The sequence below is a fragment of the Streptomyces sp. NRRL F-6492 genome (assembly GCF_001280125.1).
In the GTDB taxonomy this organism is placed as follows: domain Bacteria; phylum Actinomycetota; class Actinomycetes; order Streptomycetales; family Streptomycetaceae; genus Streptomyces.
The window spans coordinates 146,437-163,183 of sequence record NZ_LGEG01000211.1 but is presented as its reverse complement, the minus strand read 5'-3'; the positions used below and the strand labels follow the sequence as shown (position 1 = coordinate 163,183).

The 16,747-nt window shown below is 72.8% G+C and carries 19 protein-coding genes; 11 read left to right on the top strand and 8 right to left on the bottom strand.

The window, feature by feature from the left end; all coding sequences use genetic code 11:
• Positions 1 to 84 precede the first annotated feature (84 nt).
• The 5 genes from ADL08_RS16835 to ADL08_RS16815 all read left to right on the top strand — a co-directional run bounded on the left by ADL08_RS16835 (position 85) and on the right by ADL08_RS16815 (position 2,936).
• On the top strand, positions 85 to 324 hold the full coding sequence (locus tag ADL08_RS16835; protein WP_053643663.1) for a hypothetical protein: 240 nt from the start codon (positions 85 to 87) through the stop codon (positions 322 to 324).
• 23 nt (positions 325 to 347) lie between these two features.
• Positions 348 to 557, top strand: coding sequence for a hypothetical protein (locus ADL08_RS36680; protein WP_159043007.1), 210 nt, complete (start codon positions 348 to 350; stop codon positions 555 to 557).
• Between the two features lie 153 nt (positions 558 to 710).
• Entirely contained in the window at positions 711 to 1,685 is a 975-nt protein-coding gene (locus ADL08_RS16825; RefSeq protein ID WP_053643659.1) for a hypothetical protein, read from the top strand.
• Complete coding sequence (locus tag ADL08_RS16820) at positions 1,682 to 2,233, top strand: cytochrome b (protein WP_053643657.1); 552 nt, start codon at positions 1,682 to 1,684, stop codon at positions 2,231 to 2,233. The genes ADL08_RS16825 and ADL08_RS16820 overlap by 4 nt, the downstream gene beginning before the upstream one ends.
• Before the next feature lie 37 nt (positions 2,234 to 2,270).
• Entirely contained in the window at positions 2,271 to 2,936 is a 666-nt protein-coding gene (locus tag ADL08_RS16815; protein ID WP_053643655.1) for a hypothetical protein, read from the top strand.
• A 38-nt stretch (positions 2,937 to 2,974) separates the two neighbouring features.
• On the opposite strand, the gene ADL08_RS38765 is transcribed toward ADL08_RS16815, so the two are convergent.
• Entirely contained in the window at positions 2,975 to 3,109 is a 135-nt protein-coding gene (locus tag ADL08_RS38765) for a hypothetical protein (protein ID WP_267889572.1), read from the bottom strand.
• On the opposite strand from ADL08_RS38765, the gene ADL08_RS38225 reads away from it, so the two are divergent.
• The gene (locus ADL08_RS38225) at positions 3,101 to 3,238 is read left to right on the top strand and encodes a hypothetical protein (RefSeq protein WP_234352159.1); all 138 of its coding nucleotides are present in this window, start codon (positions 3,101 to 3,103) and stop codon (positions 3,236 to 3,238) included. The genes ADL08_RS38765 and ADL08_RS38225 overlap by 9 nt on opposite strands.
• A 33-nt stretch (positions 3,239 to 3,271) precedes the next feature.
• On the opposite strand, the gene ADL08_RS16810 is transcribed toward ADL08_RS38225, so the two are convergent.
• Complete coding sequence (locus ADL08_RS16810) at positions 3,272 to 3,538, bottom strand: hypothetical protein (RefSeq protein ID WP_159043006.1); 267 nt, start codon at positions 3,536 to 3,538, stop codon at positions 3,272 to 3,274.
• A gap of 280 nt (positions 3,539 to 3,818) precedes the next feature.
• Between ADL08_RS16810 and ADL08_RS16800 the strand changes: the two genes are divergently transcribed.
• Positions 3,819 to 5,045 carry a Cmx/CmrA family chloramphenicol efflux MFS transporter gene (locus ADL08_RS16800; protein ID WP_053643648.1) on the top strand — a complete coding sequence of 409 codons (1,227 nt, stop codon included), beginning with the start codon at positions 3,819 to 3,821 and terminating at the stop codon, positions 5,043 to 5,045.
• Positions 5,046 to 5,154: 109 nt separating this feature from the next.
• Here ADL08_RS16800 and ADL08_RS16795 read toward each other — a convergent pair whose 3' ends face one another.
• Both ADL08_RS16795 and ADL08_RS16790 read right to left on the bottom strand, forming a co-directional pair.
• Positions 5,155 to 5,424, bottom strand: coding sequence for a DUF4031 domain-containing protein (locus ADL08_RS16795; RefSeq protein ID WP_053643646.1), 270 nt, complete (start codon positions 5,422 to 5,424; stop codon positions 5,155 to 5,157).
• Positions 5,421 to 5,777, bottom strand: coding sequence for a hypothetical protein (locus tag ADL08_RS16790; RefSeq protein ID WP_053643644.1), 357 nt, complete (start codon positions 5,775 to 5,777; stop codon positions 5,421 to 5,423). The genes ADL08_RS16795 and ADL08_RS16790 overlap by 4 nt, the downstream gene beginning before the upstream one ends.
• A gap of 110 nt (positions 5,778 to 5,887) precedes the next feature.
• Between ADL08_RS16790 and ADL08_RS16785 the strand changes: the two genes are divergently transcribed.
• Genes ADL08_RS16785 through ADL08_RS16770 form a run of 4 tightly spaced genes read left to right on the top strand, consistent with a single transcriptional unit; the run spans position 5,888 to position 10,160 of the window.
• A complete protein-coding gene (locus tag ADL08_RS16785; protein ID WP_053643642.1) occupies positions 5,888 to 6,814 on the top strand; it encodes a MurR/RpiR family transcriptional regulator in 927 nt (308 codons plus the stop codon).
• A gap of 59 nt (positions 6,815 to 6,873) precedes the next feature.
• Positions 6,874 to 7,818 carry an N-acetylmuramic acid 6-phosphate etherase gene (murQ, locus tag ADL08_RS16780; RefSeq protein WP_053643640.1) on the top strand — a complete coding sequence of 315 codons (945 nt, stop codon included), beginning with the start codon at positions 6,874 to 6,876 and terminating at the stop codon, positions 7,816 to 7,818.
• A gap of 41 nt (positions 7,819 to 7,859) precedes the next feature.
• A complete protein-coding gene (locus tag ADL08_RS16775) occupies positions 7,860 to 9,395 on the top strand; it encodes a PTS transporter subunit EIIC (protein ID WP_053643638.1) in 1,536 nt (511 codons plus the stop codon).
• Between the two features lie 45 nt (positions 9,396 to 9,440).
• Entirely contained in the window at positions 9,441 to 10,160 is a 720-nt protein-coding gene (locus ADL08_RS16770) for a transporter substrate-binding domain-containing protein (protein WP_053643636.1), read from the top strand.
• Between the two features lie 54 nt (positions 10,161 to 10,214).
• On the opposite strand, the gene ADL08_RS16765 is transcribed toward ADL08_RS16770, so the two are convergent.
• The 4 genes from ADL08_RS16765 to ADL08_RS16750 all read right to left on the bottom strand — a co-directional run bounded on the left by ADL08_RS16765 (position 10,215) and on the right by ADL08_RS16750 (position 16,743).
• Positions 10,215 to 13,418, bottom strand: a complete 3,204-nt coding sequence (locus tag ADL08_RS16765; protein WP_234352158.1) for an FG-GAP-like repeat-containing protein — start codon at positions 13,416 to 13,418, stop codon at positions 10,215 to 10,217.
• 418 nt (positions 13,419 to 13,836) lie between these two features.
• On the bottom strand, positions 13,837 to 15,465 hold the full coding sequence (groL, locus tag ADL08_RS16760; RefSeq protein ID WP_015035247.1) for a chaperonin GroEL: 1,629 nt from the start codon (positions 15,463 to 15,465) through the stop codon (positions 13,837 to 13,839).
• A 384-nt stretch (positions 15,466 to 15,849) separates the two neighbouring features.
• On the bottom strand, positions 15,850 to 16,053 hold the full coding sequence (locus ADL08_RS16755) for a cold-shock protein (protein ID WP_015035246.1): 204 nt from the start codon (positions 16,051 to 16,053) through the stop codon (positions 15,850 to 15,852).
• 411 nt (positions 16,054 to 16,464) lie between these two features.
• Positions 16,465 to 16,743, bottom strand: a complete 279-nt coding sequence (locus ADL08_RS16750; protein WP_053643634.1) for a MoaD/ThiS family protein — start codon at positions 16,741 to 16,743, stop codon at positions 16,465 to 16,467.
• Positions 16,744 to 16,747 lie beyond the last annotated feature (4 nt).

Genomic DNA, 16,747 nt, shown 5'->3' with positions numbered 1-16,747 from the left:
GGAAACCCAACTCCTGGTGGGCGTAGGACGGCACGCGTCATCGTGAAGGTTTCCGAAGAAGATCCACCAGAAAGAGGGCCCTCCATGGGTACACCCCCGCCCCCACCCCCCACCCGCCCCGTCTCCGAGGCGGAAGCCGCCCGCGTCTACCGCGACCTCAAGGACGCCATGGACACGGCCGGGCTCCCCACGAACGGGCTCTACCGGGACGTCACGCACGGGCCCGGCGGTGACGTCCACCGGTACGGGCTCGGGGTCGTCGGCCTCGGCGGCGCCAAGCGGCTCACCGCGCTCCTGCGGACCGCGCGGGCGGCCGGCCGGTGAGGCACCACCGGGTCGGCGACGTCGTGACCGACGCCCAACGGGCGCTCACCGGACGGGTACGGGACGTGCACGGGCACCTGCTGACCCTGGTCCGGCCCAGCGGCTACCTGTGGGAGGCCCCGGCCGACCAGTGCTGGACGGCGAGCCCGGAGGAGCGCGCGAGCCTGACACCGCGCGGAGCCGTACGGATCATCAGCACCTCGTCCCGGAGGCCATCTCCCGCACCCGAATGATGATGTGACCGCTCGTCACCCGAACGGGCGGTCTTCACTGCGCGTGTCTGTCCGGGCATATGCCACTGCGATACGTTCGCGCAAAACGGCCCCCGCCGATGGCCTGAGACCCATCAGCGAGGGCCTAAACCACCAGTGGACAAGGCACCCACAGTGATCTACCGCAACTTTAGCGCTCCCCAGTACGCCTTCACCCGGTTCTCGCACGAGCTGATCCGGCACCCCCGGCTCACCTCCCACGCCGTACGGCTGCTGACCTGGCAGCTGTCCCTTCCCGAGGACGCCCGCGAGACCCTGTCCCGTACCGCCGGACGGGCCGGGATCGGGAAGGAAGCCTTCACCAAGGCCAAGCGGCAGCTCATCGCGGAGGGGTTCGTGCACGAGCGGCGGGTGCAGGTGGCCGGTGGACGATGGGTGACGCAACAGCTCGTCTCCAGCATCCCGTTGAGCCGCGAGAAGGCCGTCAAGATCTTCGCCCGGGACCCGAGGCTGCTCCTTCGGGAACCCGTGAACCCGCAGGTCGTACCGGGTCCCCGGAAACCGGCCGCCGGTGCGCCGGGGACCCGGTCCACCGGCGGTCATCCAGAGAAAGACCTCAGGGAGAAGACCTCCGACCTTCCGGAGGAACCGGAGTCGGTGGAAACGGAGCCGGAGCCGGAGACGGAGGCGGGGGCGGAGAACCCGCCCGCTCCCGAAGAGGCCCGTGCCCTGGTCGGCGCCCTCCCGCTGCTCTCCCCCGCCCTGCGGAACATCCCGCCCGGCATGCGCGACGAACTCGCCCGGCTCGCCGCACGCTGGCTGGAGGCCGGGCACACCTCGGCCGACGTCCACGAGCACGTCCTGCGCGGCCTCCCCGGCGCCGGGACGCCCGTACACCGGCCGGGCGGGCTCGTCCGGTACCTGCTGCGGGAGGTGGCACCCCGCGACGTACCGGCCCCGGCGCCCGACGGGCCCCGGCTGTCCGCGCGGCTCGCAGGGGCGCGGGAGTGCGCCGGGGAGCACGTACAGCCGATGCTGTTCCGTCCCGTCGCGGACGAGACGCACTGCCGGGAGTGCGCGCCCGGGGCCGGGGCCGGGGCCCGGGACACGGTGCGGGAGGCGGCGGAATGGTCTGTGATGGGGGAATGAGCACCGCTCCCGCCCCCGGCTACCGGCCCCTCACGAAGGTCCTCCACTGGAGCGTCGTGGTCGCGTTCGCCGTCCAGTTCGCCGTCGGGTACGCGCTGGACGCCTCGGAGTCCGGGCGCGGCCGGGGCCGGGGCCGCGGCCGGGGCGAGGAGTCCGGGCACGGGCGCGGGCGGGGGCGCGGCGGCGACGGGTACGAGCCCTTCGGGGAGGACGCGCTGCTGACCGTCCACGTGCTCGTCGGGGCCTGCATCGTCGTCCTGGGCGTGGCGCGGCTGCTGTGGCGGCGCCGCACCGAGCTGCCGCCCTGGGCGCCGACGCTCACGCCGTTCGAGCGCCGCTTCGCCCACCGCACGGAGGTCGCGCTCTACGCGCTGACGTTCGTCGTCCCCGTGACCGGGGTGCTGCTGCTCGCCTCGGACGACGACGGCCTGCTGTGGGTGCACGTGACGGCGCAGGTGGGCTTCCTCGCCGCGCTCGCCTGCCACGTCGGCCTGGTCCTCAAGCACCAGCTCGTCGACCGCGACCGGCTCCTGCGCCGCATGCTCTGAACACGCACCGCCCGCGCCCGGCGGGCACAATGCCCCCATGACAGCAGACCAGGACCCCGCGCTCCTCCGGCGCTGGAACGCCACCCTGCTCGCCGCCCGCGCCGGCCGCGAGGGCCCCGACCCGGCGCCGTACGGCCGGAACCTGCTCGCCCGCTGGGCCGAGCCGCAGCGCCGGTACCACACGGCCGACCACCTGCGGGCGGTCCTCGACCGCGTCGACGAACTGACCGACCAGGGCGGCGAGGGCGGCGAGCTGGAGCTCGTACGGCTCGCCGCCTGGTTCCACGACGCCGTCTACCGGCCCGACCGCTCCGAGAACGAGGAACGCTCGGCGCTCCTGGCCGAGAAGGCCCTCACCGAGGCGGGCCTGACCCCGCACGAGGTGGCCGAGGTCGCCCGCCTGGTCCGGCTGACCGTCACCCACGACCCGGACGGCGGCGACCTCAACGGCGAGACCCTCTGCGACGCGGACCTCGCGGTCCTGGCGGCCGCCCCCGACGCGTACGCGCGGTACGCGGCGGCGGTCCGCGAGGAGTACGCCTTCGTCCCCGACGACGCCTTCCGCGAGGGCCGCGCCGCTGTCCTGCGCCACCTCCTCGACCTGCCCCGCCTCTTCCGCACGCCGTACGGGGCGGCGGTGTGGGAGCAGAAGGCGCGGGAGAACGTGGAGCGGGAGCTGAAGGAGCTGAGGGCGGTGGCATGATCCCGGGCACGGACCGGGACGTGGAACGACTCTGGTACTCAGGCCGCGTGGTTGGCGCGGTGGCGGGACGGGATCACGGACGCGGTGCGCTCCGTGACGGCGTCGTTCGAGCAGACCCACGGCCGCGCGCCGGGCAGGAACGAGGTCCGGGCCGCCGGGGCGGCGTGGTCCACCGGTCCCGGTCGTCGTCCCTCGACGACGAGGACTTCGACAAGTACGCCGACAGCGTGCCCGAGTTCCTCTCCCACGTCCGCCGCCACGTCACCGCCTTCGCCAGGACGGGTGTGGCGGGAGACCTGTAGCGCCTGTGGGGAGCGCGCGGGTTCCGTACCCGTTCAGGCGGACTCGATCGCCGCCGTGATCCCGGCGCCGGTCCGGGCGACGACGACGGGCCACTCGTCCCTGAGCGCGGGGTGCACGTGCGCCCGGTCCTCGTCCCGCCGGACGACGGTCGGTCCGCCCGGGACGACGAGCGTGGCGTCGAGCCGCTCCAGCACGGCGGCGAGGAGGTCCATGATCCCTTCGCCCCCGAAGCGGGTGAAGGTGATGCTGGTCGGCGTGCTGAAGTACACGTCCGCCCACTCGTACTCCCCCGTGTTCACCTGGAGGAAGTCCGGGCTGGAGTCCCGGCCCACCGCTTAGGGGGCCAGGACCTCACGCGCGGCCTGCGTGTCCAGCGGTACCAGCTCACCGTTCTCGAACTTGTGCACGAACACGTCGAAGCTCATGGGCGCCTCTCTATCACGGAGAGCGACCATCTCGTATCCCGAGACCTTCGGGCACCCAGGAATGACAGGCACGAAGTACGGGTTGACGCATGTCATGCCGCCTTCCTCAGCCGAGCCCGCCTCCACCGGAACCGACGCCCCCGCGTCCACCCGCATGCCGACCGCCGTCTACATCCTCGGCCTCTCCGTCTTCGCGCTCGGGACGAGCGAGTTCATGCTCTCCGGACTGCTGGAGGCCGTCGCGGAGGACATGAACGTCTCCATCCCGCGCGCCGGGCTGCTCATCTCGGCCTTCGCCATCGGCATGGTGGTGGGCGCCCCGCTCCTCGCCGTGGCGACGCTCAGGCTCCCCCGCAAGACGACCCTGGTCGCCCTGATCACCGTCTTCGGCCTGGGACAGGTCGCGGGCGCCCTCGCGCCGAACTACGGGGTGCTCTTCGCCTCCCGGGTCGTGAGCGCGCTCGCCTGCGCCGGGTTCTGGGCGGTCGGCGCGGCCGTCGCCATCGCGATGGTGCCGGTGGGCGCGCGGGCCAGGGCCATGGCCGTGATGATCGGCGGGCTCTCCATAGCCAACGTCCTCGGCGTCCCCGCCGGCGCCTTCCTCGGCGACCACCTCGGCTGGCGCTCCGCCTTCTGGGCGGTCGGCCTCGCCTCCGCGATCGCCCTCGTCGGCGTCCTCACCCGCATCCCGCGCATCCCGGTCCCCGAGACCCGGCCCCGGCTCAAGCGGGAGCTGACGATCTACCGCGACCGGCAGGTCCTGCTCTCGGTCGTCGTCACCGCGCTCGCGGCGGGCGGCGTCTTCTGCGCCTTCTCGTACCTCGGCCCGCTCCTCACCGGCGTCTCCGGCCTCGACAAGAGCTGGGTCTCGGTCGTCCTCGGGCTCTTCGGCATCGGCGCCCTGGTCGGCACGACGATCGGCGGCCGGGTCGCGGACGCGCACCTCTTCGGGGTGATGCTCAGCGGCATCGCCGCCTCGACCGTCTTCCTGGCCGCCCTGGCGCTCTTCGCGTCCAGCCCGGTCGTCACGGTCCTGCTGGCCTTCCTCCTCGGCGTCTCCGCCTTCTACACCGCCCCGGCCCTCAACGCCCGCATGTTCAACGTGGCCGGCGCCGCCCCCACCCTCGCCGGCGCCACCACCACGGCCGCCTTCAACCTCGGCAACACCGGCGGCCCCTGGCTCGGCGGCACCGTCATCGACGCGGGCCTCGGCTTCGCCTCCACGGCGTGGGCGGGCGCGGCGATGACGCTGGTGGGCCTGGGAACGGCGGCGGTGGCCCTGAAGCTGTCCCACCGGACCCCGGGCGGCGGCCACGTGGTGACCGGGAGCGGGGTCGCCGCCCCCGCGAAGGACGGCCGGGAGTCGTCCCTGTCCGGCTGAGGCGGGGCCCCTCGGCGTACGCCCTCCGGCCCGGCGGGACCCCTCGGCCGCACGCCCTCCGGCCCGGCGGGACCCCTCGGCCGCACGTCCCCCGGTCCGGCGGGGCCGGTCAGTCCGCCGTGCGCCCCTTCGGCCTCCGCAATCCCGCCGCGGTGAGGCGGCGGAGGAGTTCCTTCGAGCCGACCTCGATCGCGCCGCCGGTCACCGCGGCCGCGTAGTGGTCGGCCGGGATGTCGTAGTGGTCCCGCTCGAAGGCGCGGCGCGGGGCGCCGATCGTGGCCGCGAAGGCGTGCAGCTCCTCGAAGGAGACGTCGCTGACCAGGTGCGACCACATGCGGCCGTGCCCCGGCCAGGTCGGCGGGTCGATGTAGAGGGTCACGTCAGCCCGCCCACCGGCGCCACCACCACGCCCTGCTCGCCGCAGACCCAGTGCGGGTCCGGGCCCAGTTCCGGTTCCACGTCGAGGGCGTGCGGGTCGCCCGAGGCGCAGACGGGGCAGATCGGCCAGCGGCCGTACCGTTCGAGCAGGGCGTCCTGCACGTCCTGGGCGACGAGCCCCGCGACGTACGCCACTCCCTCCGGCCACTGCTCGACCCACCAGCGCCGGTGCGTGACCGAGTCCTCCACCATCGAGACGACCTCGGCGGCGGCGACCTCCCGGGCCGCCAGGTCCGCCAGTACCAGCGCGCGGGCGGTGTGCAGCGCCTGTTCCACCGCGTCGATGTCGTCCATTCCCTCATTGTCACCCGGCCCGGGAGAAGGCGGGAAGGGCGAAGGTCCCTTCCGGATCCGGCCACCGGAAGGGGCTTGTCGCCCCACCCTTCCGAAAGTATCTTTCAGGCGTGACCAATGACGTGAAGGAAAGTTTCACCAGCGACGCGCCGCCCGCGCCCCCCGCCCCCGCCGCCCTCGCGGCCAAGGTGCGGACCCTCGCGCCCTCCATGACCCGCTCCATGCAGCGGGTCGCCGAGGCCGTCGCCGGAGACCCGGCCGGCTGCGCCGCCCTCACGGTCACCGGCCTCGCCGAACTCACCGGCACCAGCGAGGCGACCGTCGTCCGCACCGCCCGCCTCCTCGGCTACCCCGGCTACCGCGACCTGCGCCTCGCCCTCGCCGGGCTCGCCGCCCAGCAGCAGTCCGGCCGCGCGCCCGCCGTCACCGCCGACATCGCCGTCGACGACCCCATCGCCGACGTCGTCGCCAAGCTGGCCTACGACGAGCAGCAGACCCTCGCCGACACCGCCGCCGGACTCGACACCGTCCAGCTCGGCGCCGCCGTCGCCGCCCTCGCCACCGCCCGCCGCGTCGACATCTACGGCGTCGGCGCCTCCGGGCTCGTCGCCCAGGACCTCGGCCAGAAGCTGCTCCGCATCGGCCTGGTCGCCCACGCCCACAGCGACCCGCACCTCGCCGTCACCAACGCCGTGCAGCTCCGCTCCGGCGACGTCGCCATCGCCATCACCCACTCCGGCTCGACCGGCGACGTCATAGAACCGCTCCGGGTGGCCTTCGACCACGGTGCGACGACCGTCGCGATCACCGGCCGCCCGGACGGCCCCGTCACCCAGTACGCCGACCACGTCCTCACCACCTCCACCGCCCGCGAGAGCGAACTGCGCCCGGCGGCCATGTCGTCCCGCACCAGCCAACTCCTGGTCGTGGACTGCCTGTTCACCTGCGTCACCCAGCGGACGTACGAGACGGCCGCCCCGGCCCTCGCCGCCTCCTACGAGGCCCTGGCCCACCGGCACTCGCCCCGGACCCGCTGAAGCACCCGCACCCGTAAAGCACCGGCGCCGACGACGCCGCCGTACCGAAAGAGCCGCACGTGTCCGCTTCCGCCTCCGCTTCCACGTACTCCGAACTCCGCGCCCAGCTCGCCACCCTCACCACCGAGGCCTTCCGCCCCGAGCTCGCGGAGATCGACCAGCTCCCGACCCTGGAGATCGCCCGGACCATGAACGGCGAGGACCAGTCCGTCCCCGCCGCCGTCGCCCGGCAGCTGCCCGCCATCGCCGCCGCCATCGACGCCACCGCCGAGCGGATGTCCCGCGGCGGCCGGCTGATCTACCTGGGCGCCGGCACCGCCGGCCGCCTCGGCGTCCTCGACGCCAGCGAGTGCCCGCCCACCTTCAACACCGACCCCTCCGAGGTCGTCGGTCTCATCGCGGGCGGCCCCTCCGCCATGGTCAAGGCCGTCGAGGGCGCCGAGGACTCCAAGGAACTCGCCGTCGAGGACCTCACCGCGCTCGGCCTCACCCCGGACGACACCGTCGTCGGCGTCTCCGCCTCCGGCCGCACCCCGTACGCGATCGGCGCCGTCGAGCACGCCCGCGCCCTCGGCGCGCTCACCGTCGGCCTGTCCTGCAACGCCGACAGCGCGCTCGCCGCCGCCGCCGAGCACGGCATCGAGGTCGTCACGGGGCCCGAGCTGATCACCGGCTCCACCCGGCTCAAGGCCGGCACCGCCCAGAAGCTCGTCCTCAACATGATCTCGACGATCACGATGATCCGGCTCGGCAAGACCTACGGGAACCTGATGGTCGACGTCCGCGCCTCCAACGAGAAGCTCCAGGCCCGCTCGCGGCGGATCGTCGCCCTCGCCACCGGCGCGCCCGACGAGCGGATCGAGGCCGCCCTCGCCGCCGCCGACGGCGAGGTGAAGAACGCCATCCTCATGATCCTGGCGGACGTCGACGCCCCCACCGCCGCCACGCTCCTCACCGGCTCCCGGGGCCACCTGCGCGCGGCGCTGCACGCGAAGACCGCCTGAGCCCTCCCCCTCCCCCACGCACAGCGAGGCACCACCGCACCATGAGCACAGACGACAAGAACCGCGCCGTCGCCGCCGCGATCCTCCCCCTCGTCGGCGGCGCCGGGAACATCACCTCCGTCGCCCACTGCATGACCCGCCTCCGCCTCGGCCTGCGGGACCGCTCGCTCGTCCGGGACGACGCCCTCAAGGCCCTGCCGGCCGTGCTGGGCGTCGTCGAGGACGACACGTACCAGATCGTCCTCGGGCCGGGCACGGTCGCCCGCGTGACCCCGGAGTTCGAGGCCCTGCTGGCCGAGGCGCCGGCCACCGGGGCACCGGCCGCCGAAGCACCGGCGGCCGGTGCCCCCGCGCCCTCCGCGGACGACCTCGCGGCACAGGGCGCGTCGATCAGGGCGGCCCGCAAGGCGAAGAACCAGACCCCGTTCAAGCTGTTCCTCCGCCGGATCGCGAACGTCTTCGTCCCGCTGATCCCCGCCCTCATCGGCTGCGGCATCATCGCCGGCCTCAACGGCCTCCTGATCAACCTCGGCTGGCTCCCCGGCGTCACCCCCGCCCTCGCCGCGATCGCGAGCGGCTTCATGGCCCTCATCGCGGTCTTCGTCGGCTTCAACACGGCGAAGGAGTTCGGCGGCACGCCCATCCTGGGCGGCGCGGTCGCGGCGATCATCGTCTTCCCCGGCGTCGCCAAGGTCGACGCCTTCGGCCAGACCCTCTCCCCCGGCCAGGGCGGTGTGCTCGGCGCGCTGGGCGCGGCGGTCCTCGCGGTGTACGTGGAGAAGCGGTGCCGCCGGTGGGTGCCGGAGTCCCTGGACGTCCTGGTCACCCCGACGCTCACGGTCCTGGTCTCCGGCCTGGTCACGGTCTTCGGCCTGATGTTCGTCGCGGGCGAGGTCGCGAACGCCATCGGCGAGTTCGCCGACTGGCTCCTCGCGCACGCCGGCGCGGGCGCGGGCTTCCTCCTCGGCGGCCTGTTCCTCCCGCTGGTGATGCTGGGCCTGCACCAGGCGCTCATCCCGATCCACACCACGCTCATCGAGCAGCAGGGCTACACCGTCCTGCTCCCCATCCTCGCGATGGCGGGCGCGGGCCAGGTCGGCGCGGCCATGGCCGTCTACCTGAGGCTCCCCCGCAACGGCTCCCTGCGCCGCACCATCAAGTCCGCCCTCCCGGCCGGTTTCCTGGGCGTCGGCGAGCCCCTGATCTACGGCGTCTCGCTCCCCCTGGGCCGCCCCTTCGTCACCGCCTGCGTGGGCGGCGCCTTCGGCGGCGGCTTCGTCGGCCTCTTCAGCATGCTGGGCACCAAGGTCGGCTCGACCGCGATCGGCCCGTCGGGCTGGGCGCTCTTCCCGCTCCTCGACGGCGACAAGGGCCTGGGCGAGACGATCGCGATCTACGCGGGCGGTCTGCTCGTCGGCTACCTGACCGGCTTCGTGGCGACGTACTTCTGGGGCTTCGGCGACCGGCTCCTGGAGGAGTTCGACGTGGACACGGACGCACCGGCGGAGACGGTGGGGGCGACGGGGTCCCCGGACCCGAAGCCGGATCCCCCGGCCCGGGAACCGGCCAAGGTCTGACACCCCCGTACGGAGGGACACGGCCGTTCCCTAGACTCCGCGCCCATGACGACCACGCAGCGCATCGCCGCCGACCTCGCCCCCACCGGAGTCCTCCGCGCCTCCGTCAACCTCGGGAACCCGGTGCTCGCGCAGGGCACCCCCGAGAACCCCTCCGGGATCACCGTCGACCTGGCCCGGGAGATCGGGGCGCGGCTCGGGGTCGGGGTCGAGCTGCTCTGCTTCGACGCGGCGCGGAAGTCCTTCGGGGCGATGGCGGAGGGGCGGGCCGACCTCTGCTTCCTCGCCGTGGACCCGGCGCGCGAGACGGAGGTCGCGTTCACCGCGCCGTACGCCGTCATCGAGGGGGTGTACGCCGTGCCGCGCGGCTCCGCGCTCACCACCGTCGAGGAGGTCGACGCCCCCGGCGTCCGGATCGGGGTCAAGAAGGGGTCCGCCTACGACCTGTTCCTGACCCGGACCCTCACCCGCGCCACCGTCGTGCGCGGGGACGAGGGCGTCGACGTCTTCCGCTCCGAGGGCCTGGAGGCGGGCGCGGGCATCCGGCAGCCCCTGACCGCGTACGTACGGGAGAACCCCGACGTCCGGCTGATCGAGGGCCGTTTCATGGAGATCCGCCAGGCGGTCGGCACGACGCCCTCCCGCACTCCGGACACCCTCGCCTTCCTCCGCGACACGGTCGAGGAGCTGAAGGCGAACGGCTTCGTCACGGATGCGCTGCGCCGCGCGGGCCAGGACACCGGCCTGCTGGCCCCGGCCGCCTGACCGGAAGGCGTCCGAGGGCCCGGCCGCGCACGGCCGGGCCCTCGGGGCGGTGGATCAGTGGAGCTCCTCGAACCCGTTCCAGCCACCGCTGCCGATCATGACGCGGGCGGCGTAGAGGCCGGTGCCGAGGTTGGTGTAGCGCCACAGCTTTCCGGTCGCCGTCTCGCGCGCGACCAGCTCCCCGCGCCCGTCACCGGAGAGGTCGCCGACACCGACCAGGGACGAGTAGCCGCCCCAGCCGCCGCCGACCTTCACCCGGGCCGTGACGGCGCCGGTCGCCGTGCCGTAGTACCGCCACAGCACGCCCGAGGCGTCGACGCCGAGCAGGTCGCCCCGCCCGTCGCCGTTCAGGTCGCCGGCACCGACGATCTTCTTGTAGAGCTTCCAGTTCGCGCCGATCCGCACCCGGGCCTTCACCTGCTGGTCGGCCGTACCGGCGTAGAAGTACACGTCACCGGTGGACGCCTGACGCGCGATCAGGTCGACGTGTCCGTCGCCGTTCACGTCGCCCGGCGAGGTCAGCACGTCGTACTGGCCCCAGCCCTTGCCCGCCGAGACGTACGGCGAGGAGGCCGACACGACCGTCCCGCAGGCCGGCCGGTACGACCGCAGTTCGTCGCCCACGCGCGCGTACACGTCGTTGCAGCGGTCGCCGTTGGTGTCGCCGGACGGGACGAGGACCGTGCCCGTCGGGAACTTCGCGCCCGTACCGGCGGTCCGGGCCGAGAGCGCCCCCGTGCCCGTGCCCCGGTACATCGACACCAGGCCCGCCGGGTCCACCGCGAGCAGATCGCCGAAGCCGTCGTTCCCGGCCAGGTCGCGCCAGGCCGCGGCGCCGCCGGTCACCGACACCGCGCCGGACAGCGCCAGGTCGGCGCCCTGCCCGTCGGCGGGCCTCACGGTCAGGGTCCAGGCGTGGGCACCGTTCGCCACGAGCCGTCCCGCCGTGTCCTTGCCGTCCCAGGCGGGGGCGACGATGCCGCGCGCCTCGCCGCCGGTCAGGGTGCGGACGACCTTGCCGGTGGCCTGGTGCCTGAGCGTCAGGGTCCAGGAGGCGGCGGGCTTGGACAGCCACCAGCGGGGCTTCCAGGACGCCGACCGGAGGTCGACGGACGCGGGCGCGTCGGCGTCGATGGCGGCGGTCCGGGAGGCCGGGACGCCGGACGGGACGACACGGACCCGGCGGTCGTCGCCGGTGTAGGCGACGTGCCCGCCGAAACGGTCGACGGTCCAGCCGGAACGGCGGCCGGTGTTCGCGCCGAGGTCGGCCGGGGTCGCGATCACGCGCCGGGGCAGGTCGGCGGCCTTCCCGCTGCCCGGGATCCCGTTGTGCAGGTCGACCAGGGTGAGGCCCGTGTCGTCCGAGCGGGAGACGAAGTAGCCGTCGCCGAGCAGGACGGCGTCCGATCCGAGGCTCATGAAGCGCTTGGTGGACCGGTCGTACAGGCCGCCGCCCCGGACGTCCCACGACTCGTCCTGGCACTTCCAGTACACCCAGCGGCCCACGGCCTGGAGGTCGGTGGGCGTGCAGCGGTTGGTGGTCGCGAACGACTCCCCGGCCGTTCCCGCCGGAAGGGTCTTGGACGTGACGACGTTCGAGTCCGCCGTGGCACTCCACAGGGTGTTGCCCCAGAGGGCCGACGTGACCGGCTCGCGCTTCTGGAGCACCGCGCCGGAGTCGGTGCCGCGGAACTCGACGATCGCCTGCTGCCCTCCCCAGCCCTGGTCCACGACGCCGAACCGGCCGGACAGGTCGACGAGTCGAGGGCTGCCGAGCCCGGTCGTCAGCCGCGGGCCCCATTCGGCGGAACCGTTCCGGTGGAGCACGGTCAGGTCCTGCTCGGTGCCGGCCTTGCGGCCGTGGTGGCCGTCACCGCTCGCGAACATGGAGACGCAGTAGACGCGCCACGCGGGGCCGCAGTCGTCGTCCCTGCCGTTCACCAGGCCGTCGGCCGTCGAGCGCACCTCCTCGGGCCGTCCGGAGGTCTTCAGCCAGGTGCTCCGGTAGCCGCCGAGGATGCCGCCCGGCTGGTACAGGTTCGACTCGTCGGCCGTGGTCAGGATGCCGCTGCCGAGGGAGACGCCGAAGGGCCTGGCCTCCATGTCCTCGATGTCCGCGAGGCGCTTGCGCGTGACGGTGCCGTCCCCGGCCGGGGTGAAGAGGTAGTACCCCCAGTCGAGGGGGCCGCGGTCGGTGCGCTCCTCCGCGCCGGCCAGCAGGAGCGAGCCGTCGGGCGTGCGGTGCACGGAGGGGGAGGCGACGGCCAGCAGGGAGTCCCAGCTCCCCGTGGCGTCCCGCAGGACGAGGTGGTTGCCCCGGTACTCGTTGTCACCGGGGTTGGGCGGGGTCACGGTGACGAAGGCGTCGCCGAGGCGCCGGACGACGTCGTTGTAGGAGGCCACGTCCCGCAGGTCGAGGGTGGCCGGGGCCGCGTCCAGGTCGTCGCGGCGGTACACCTGGGCCTCGCTGCCGGACGGGGCGCCGAGGTGGAAGACGGTGTCCCGGTCGAAGGAGACGCTCTCGCCGTGCGTGGAGAGCGCCTTCACGCTCCCGCTCGCGAGGTCGACGACCCACCACCCCTGGGACATCGTGGTGTTCTCCCACTTGATGCCGCGGACGGCGATCGAGCGGGCGTCGCCCTCGCTGACGGAGAGGTTCCAGCCCTCGGGCAGTCCCTCCAGCCTCTGGTCCCGGACCCCTCCGTCCCGCGGGTGCAGGAGGTGCAGGCCCGTCACGGCGCTCTCGGTGCCGGTCCGGGTGAGGACGGTGTCGCCGTACGTCCCGACGTACGTCTGGCCCTCCGGGATCGGGACCACGGTCGTCGCACCGCCGCCGGCCCGCTGCCGGAGCGTCACGTGCGGGGTCGGCGCCGCCGAGAAGACGGCCACGGTGTCGGAGCCGTGGCCGAAGTCCGCCGGGTACTCGGTGAAGCGGAACTCGTCGATGTCGTACGAGAGCGGTTTCGGCAGGCGGTGGTCGAGGACGGTGGTCCGTCCGGTCGCGTAGTCGATCCAGCGCAGTCGGTCGTCGCCCTCCCGCGCGGTGAGGAAGCCGGTCTCACCGGCGTTCAGGACGAGGGTGGCGCGGGGCACGAAGCGTGCGCCCGGGCTGACGACGACGGGTTCGCCGGAGGCTCCGGGCGTCTCGGCCGCCGCCCCCGCGGCGGCCCCCGCGCCGATCGTCACCGCGAGGCTGACGGCGAGTGCGACGCGGCCGAGCGCGCGCCGGCGCGACCGTCGTTCCAACGGGCTGTTCACGAAGAAGTCCCTCCCCAGGGCATACGGCGCGGGGAAGGGGCCACATGGTCTCGCCACTCGTCCCCCGCGCGAGCAGGGCGACCCTAGCAGAGGCCGACGCCAGTGGATCAGTATTTTCGAACTCGTTCAACACCTGTTCCGGAGCCCGCGGGAGAACCGGCCCGCCCGGCCCGGGGGACCCGGCCCGCCCGGCACGGGAGAACCGGCAAGGGAGACCCGGCCCGGGAGACCCGGCCCGCCCGGCACGGGAGAACCGGCCCGCCCGGCACGGGAGAACCGGCAAGGGAGACCCGGCCCGGGAGACCCGGCCCGCCCGGTCCGGCGCAACGCCCGAGGGCGGCACCCCCACCAGGGGGTGCCGCCCTCGTTCGCGTTCAGCGACGAACCGCCGATCCCGGGATCAGGAGATCCCCGAGGATCAGAAGTCCATGTCACCGCCCGGCATGCCGCCGCCGGCCGGCGCGGCGGCCTTCTCCGGCTTGTCGGCGATGACGGCCTCGGTGGTGAGGAACAGCGCGGCGATCGACGCGGCGTTCTGCAGCGCGGAGCGCGTCACCTTCGCCGGGTCGATGATGCCCTCGGCGATGAGGTCGACGTACTCGTTGGTCGCGGCGTTCAGGCCGTGGCCGACGGGCAGGTTGCGGACCTTCTCCGCCACGACGCCGCCCTCGAGGCCGGCGTTGACCGCGATCTGCTTCAGCGGGGCCTCGAGGGCCAGCTTCACGATGTTCGCGCCGGTGGCCTCGTCGCCCGCCAGGTCGGCCTCGAGCTTCTCGAAGACCGAGGAGGCCTGGAGCAGGGCCACGCCGCCGCCGGCGACGATGCCCTCCTCGACGGCCGCCTTCGCGTTGCGGACGGCGTCCTCGATGCGGTGCTTGCGCTCCTTGAGCTCGACCTCGGTCGCGGCGCCGGCCTTGATGACGGCCACGCCGCCGGCCAGCTTCGCGAGGCGCTCCTGGAGCTTCTCGCGGTCGTAGTCCGAGTCGCTGTTCTCGATCTCGGCGCGGATCTGGTTCACGCGACCGGCGACCTGCTCGCTGTCACCGGCACCGTCGACGATGGTGGTCTCGTCCTTGGTGATGACGACCTTGCGGGCGCGGCCCAGCAGGTCGAGGCCCGCGTTCTCCAGCTTGAGGCCGACCTCCTCGGAGATGACCGTGCCGCCGGTGAGGATGGCGATGTCGTTCAGCATGGCCTTGCGGCGGTCGCCGAAGCCCGGGGCCTTGACCGCGACGGACTTGAAGGTGCCGCGGATCTTGTTGACGACCAGGGTCGACAGGGCCTCGCCCTCGACGTCCTCGGCGATGATCAGCAGGGGCTTGCCCGACTGCATGACCTTCTCCAGGAGCGGGAGCAGGTCCTTCACGGAGGAGATCTTGGAGTTGACGATCAGGAGGTAGGGGTCGTCGAGCGACGCCTCCATGCGCTCCATGTCGGTGGCGAAGTACGCCGAGATGTAGCCCTTGTCGAAGCGCATGCCCTCGGTGAGCTCGAGCTCCAGACCGAAGGTCTGCGACTCCTCGACGGTGATGACGCCTTCCTTGCCGACCTTGTCCATCGCCTCGGCGATGAGCTCGCCGATCTGGGTGTCGGCGGCGGAGATGGAGGCCGTGGAAGCGATCTGCTCCTTGGTCTCGACATCCTTCGCCTGCTCGAGGAGGGCGCCGGAGACGGCCTCGACGGCCTTCTCGATGCCGCGCTTGAGGGCCATCGGGTTGGCACCGGCGGCGACGTTGCGGAGGCCCTCGCGGACGAGCGCCTGGGCGAGGACGGTGGCGGTGGTCGTGCCGTCGCCGGCGACGTCGTCCGTCTTCTTGGCGACTTCCTTGACCAGCTCGGCGCCGATCTTCTCGTACGGGTCCTCGAGCTCGATCTCCTTGGCGATGGAGACACCATCGTTGGTGATCGTGGGGGCGCCCCACTTCTTCTCGAGGACGACGTTGCGGCCCTTGGGGCCGAGGGTGACCTTGACGGCGTCAGCGAGCTGGTTCATGCCGCGCTCGAGACCGCGCCGGGCCTCCTCGTCGAACGCGATGATCTTGGCCATGTGAAGTGGTCCTCCCGGACATGGGGTGGATAACGCTCCAGGACCGCGCCGACGCCCGCGACGGACGGCCTCCGCATCTCCGCGTGGTTCCTTGCCCCACCCGGCCGGCGGCCTCGTCTGCCCGATCCTCGTAGCACTCTCACCTGCCGAGTGCTAACGCCAATGATTAGCACTCGCCCCATGAGAGTGCAAGCCGTTCCGAAGGAACGTCGACGAGGGGTGGCGGCCGGGCGACGGGAGGGTGCGAGCGACTCTCGGGTTCCGGGAAGGGGGCACTGGGCTCCGGGGGCCGGGAAGGGCGCCCGGGAACGCGTGAGGGGCCCGCGTCCCCTGGGGGATGCGGGCCCCTCGACGGCGTTGCGTCGGTGGCCGATCGCGCCGCGCTCAGACGGCGAGCTTGACCATGTCGGCCTGCGGCCCCTTCTGGCCCTGCGAGATCTCGAACTCGACTCGCTGACCTTCTTCGAGGCTGCGGTAGCCATCCATCTGGATCGCGCTGTAGTGGACGAAAACATCCGCACCACCGTCGACCGCGATGAAGCCGTAGCCCTTCTCCGCGTTGAACCACTTGACGGTGCCCTGAGCCATGCCTAACTCCCCTATTACTGGCCCTTGCGCGGGGCCGCACTTCACGAACCCCGGGTCAGACCCTGCGCCGGAACGCGTCGACCGCCGCTGAATGTATCTGTCCAACTGCCCTCTGCAACAGGCCATTCGGGCGAGAATTCTGGGCAGCAGAGAAAGGAGAATTGGGGAGATTCCCCTGAATCGCGGGGCAAGTCGGGCCCGGCAAAGCGCGCAGAAGGTGCACAACGCGCACACGGTTTGGCTGCTTCTTGTCAGGTCGAGGCGCGTTTTCATATGCGCCCGGCATGAGCAGCGGAGGGGACTTCCCCAACTCTACCGCGCTCAACCATGCAGAATTGCCCCCTCCGCTTATGGACGCGGAAGGGGCAATTCAAGAAAGACGGGACGGAAAGAGCGGAGCTCCCCCGCGGCTCAGCAGCCGCCGGCGACCGCCGGGATGATCGAGACGCCCGAGCCGGCCGGGGTGGCCGTCTCCAGGCCCTGCTCGAAGCGCACGTCGTCGTCGTTCACGTAGACGTTGACGAAGCGGCGCAGCTTGCCCTGGTCGTCCAGGACGCGGGCGGCGATGCCCGTGTGGTTCTTGTCCAGGTCCGCGATGACCTCGGCGAGGGTCGCGCCCTCGGCCTGGACCTCGGACTGCCCGCCGGTGTAGGTGCGGAGGATGGTGGGGATGCGGACGTTCACGGCCATGACG

Coding starts and splice junctions, on each gene's coding strand:
- ADL08_RS16835 (WP_053643663.1), top strand. CDS start 85: ATGGGTACACCCCCGCCCCCACCCCCCACCCGCCCCGTCTCCGAGGCG.
- ADL08_RS16820 (WP_053643657.1), top strand. CDS start 1,682: ATGAGCACCGCTCCCGCCCCCGGCTACCGGCCCCTCACGAAGGTCCTC.
- ADL08_RS16815 (WP_053643655.1), top strand. CDS start 2,271: ATGACAGCAGACCAGGACCCCGCGCTCCTCCGGCGCTGGAACGCCACC.
- ADL08_RS16800 (WP_053643648.1), top strand. CDS start 3,819: ATGCCGACCGCCGTCTACATCCTCGGCCTCTCCGTCTTCGCGCTCGGG.
- ADL08_RS16790 (WP_053643644.1), bottom strand. CDS start 5,777: ATGGACGACATCGACGCGGTGGAACAGGCGCTGCACACCGCCCGCGCG.
- ADL08_RS16775 (WP_053643638.1), top strand. CDS start 7,860: ATGAGCACAGACGACAAGAACCGCGCCGTCGCCGCCGCGATCCTCCCC.
- ADL08_RS16770 (WP_053643636.1), top strand. CDS start 9,441: ATGACGACCACGCAGCGCATCGCCGCCGACCTCGCCCCCACCGGAGTC.
- groL (WP_015035247.1), bottom strand. CDS start 15,465: ATGGCCAAGATCATCGCGTTCGACGAGGAGGCCCGGCGCGGTCTCGAG.
- ADL08_RS16755 (WP_015035246.1), bottom strand. CDS start 16,053: ATGGCTCAGGGCACCGTCAAGTGGTTCAACGCGGAGAAGGGCTACGGC.
- ADL08_RS16750 (WP_053643634.1), bottom strand. CDS start 16,743: ATGGCCGTGAACGTCCGCATCCCCACCATCCTCCGCACCTACACCGGC.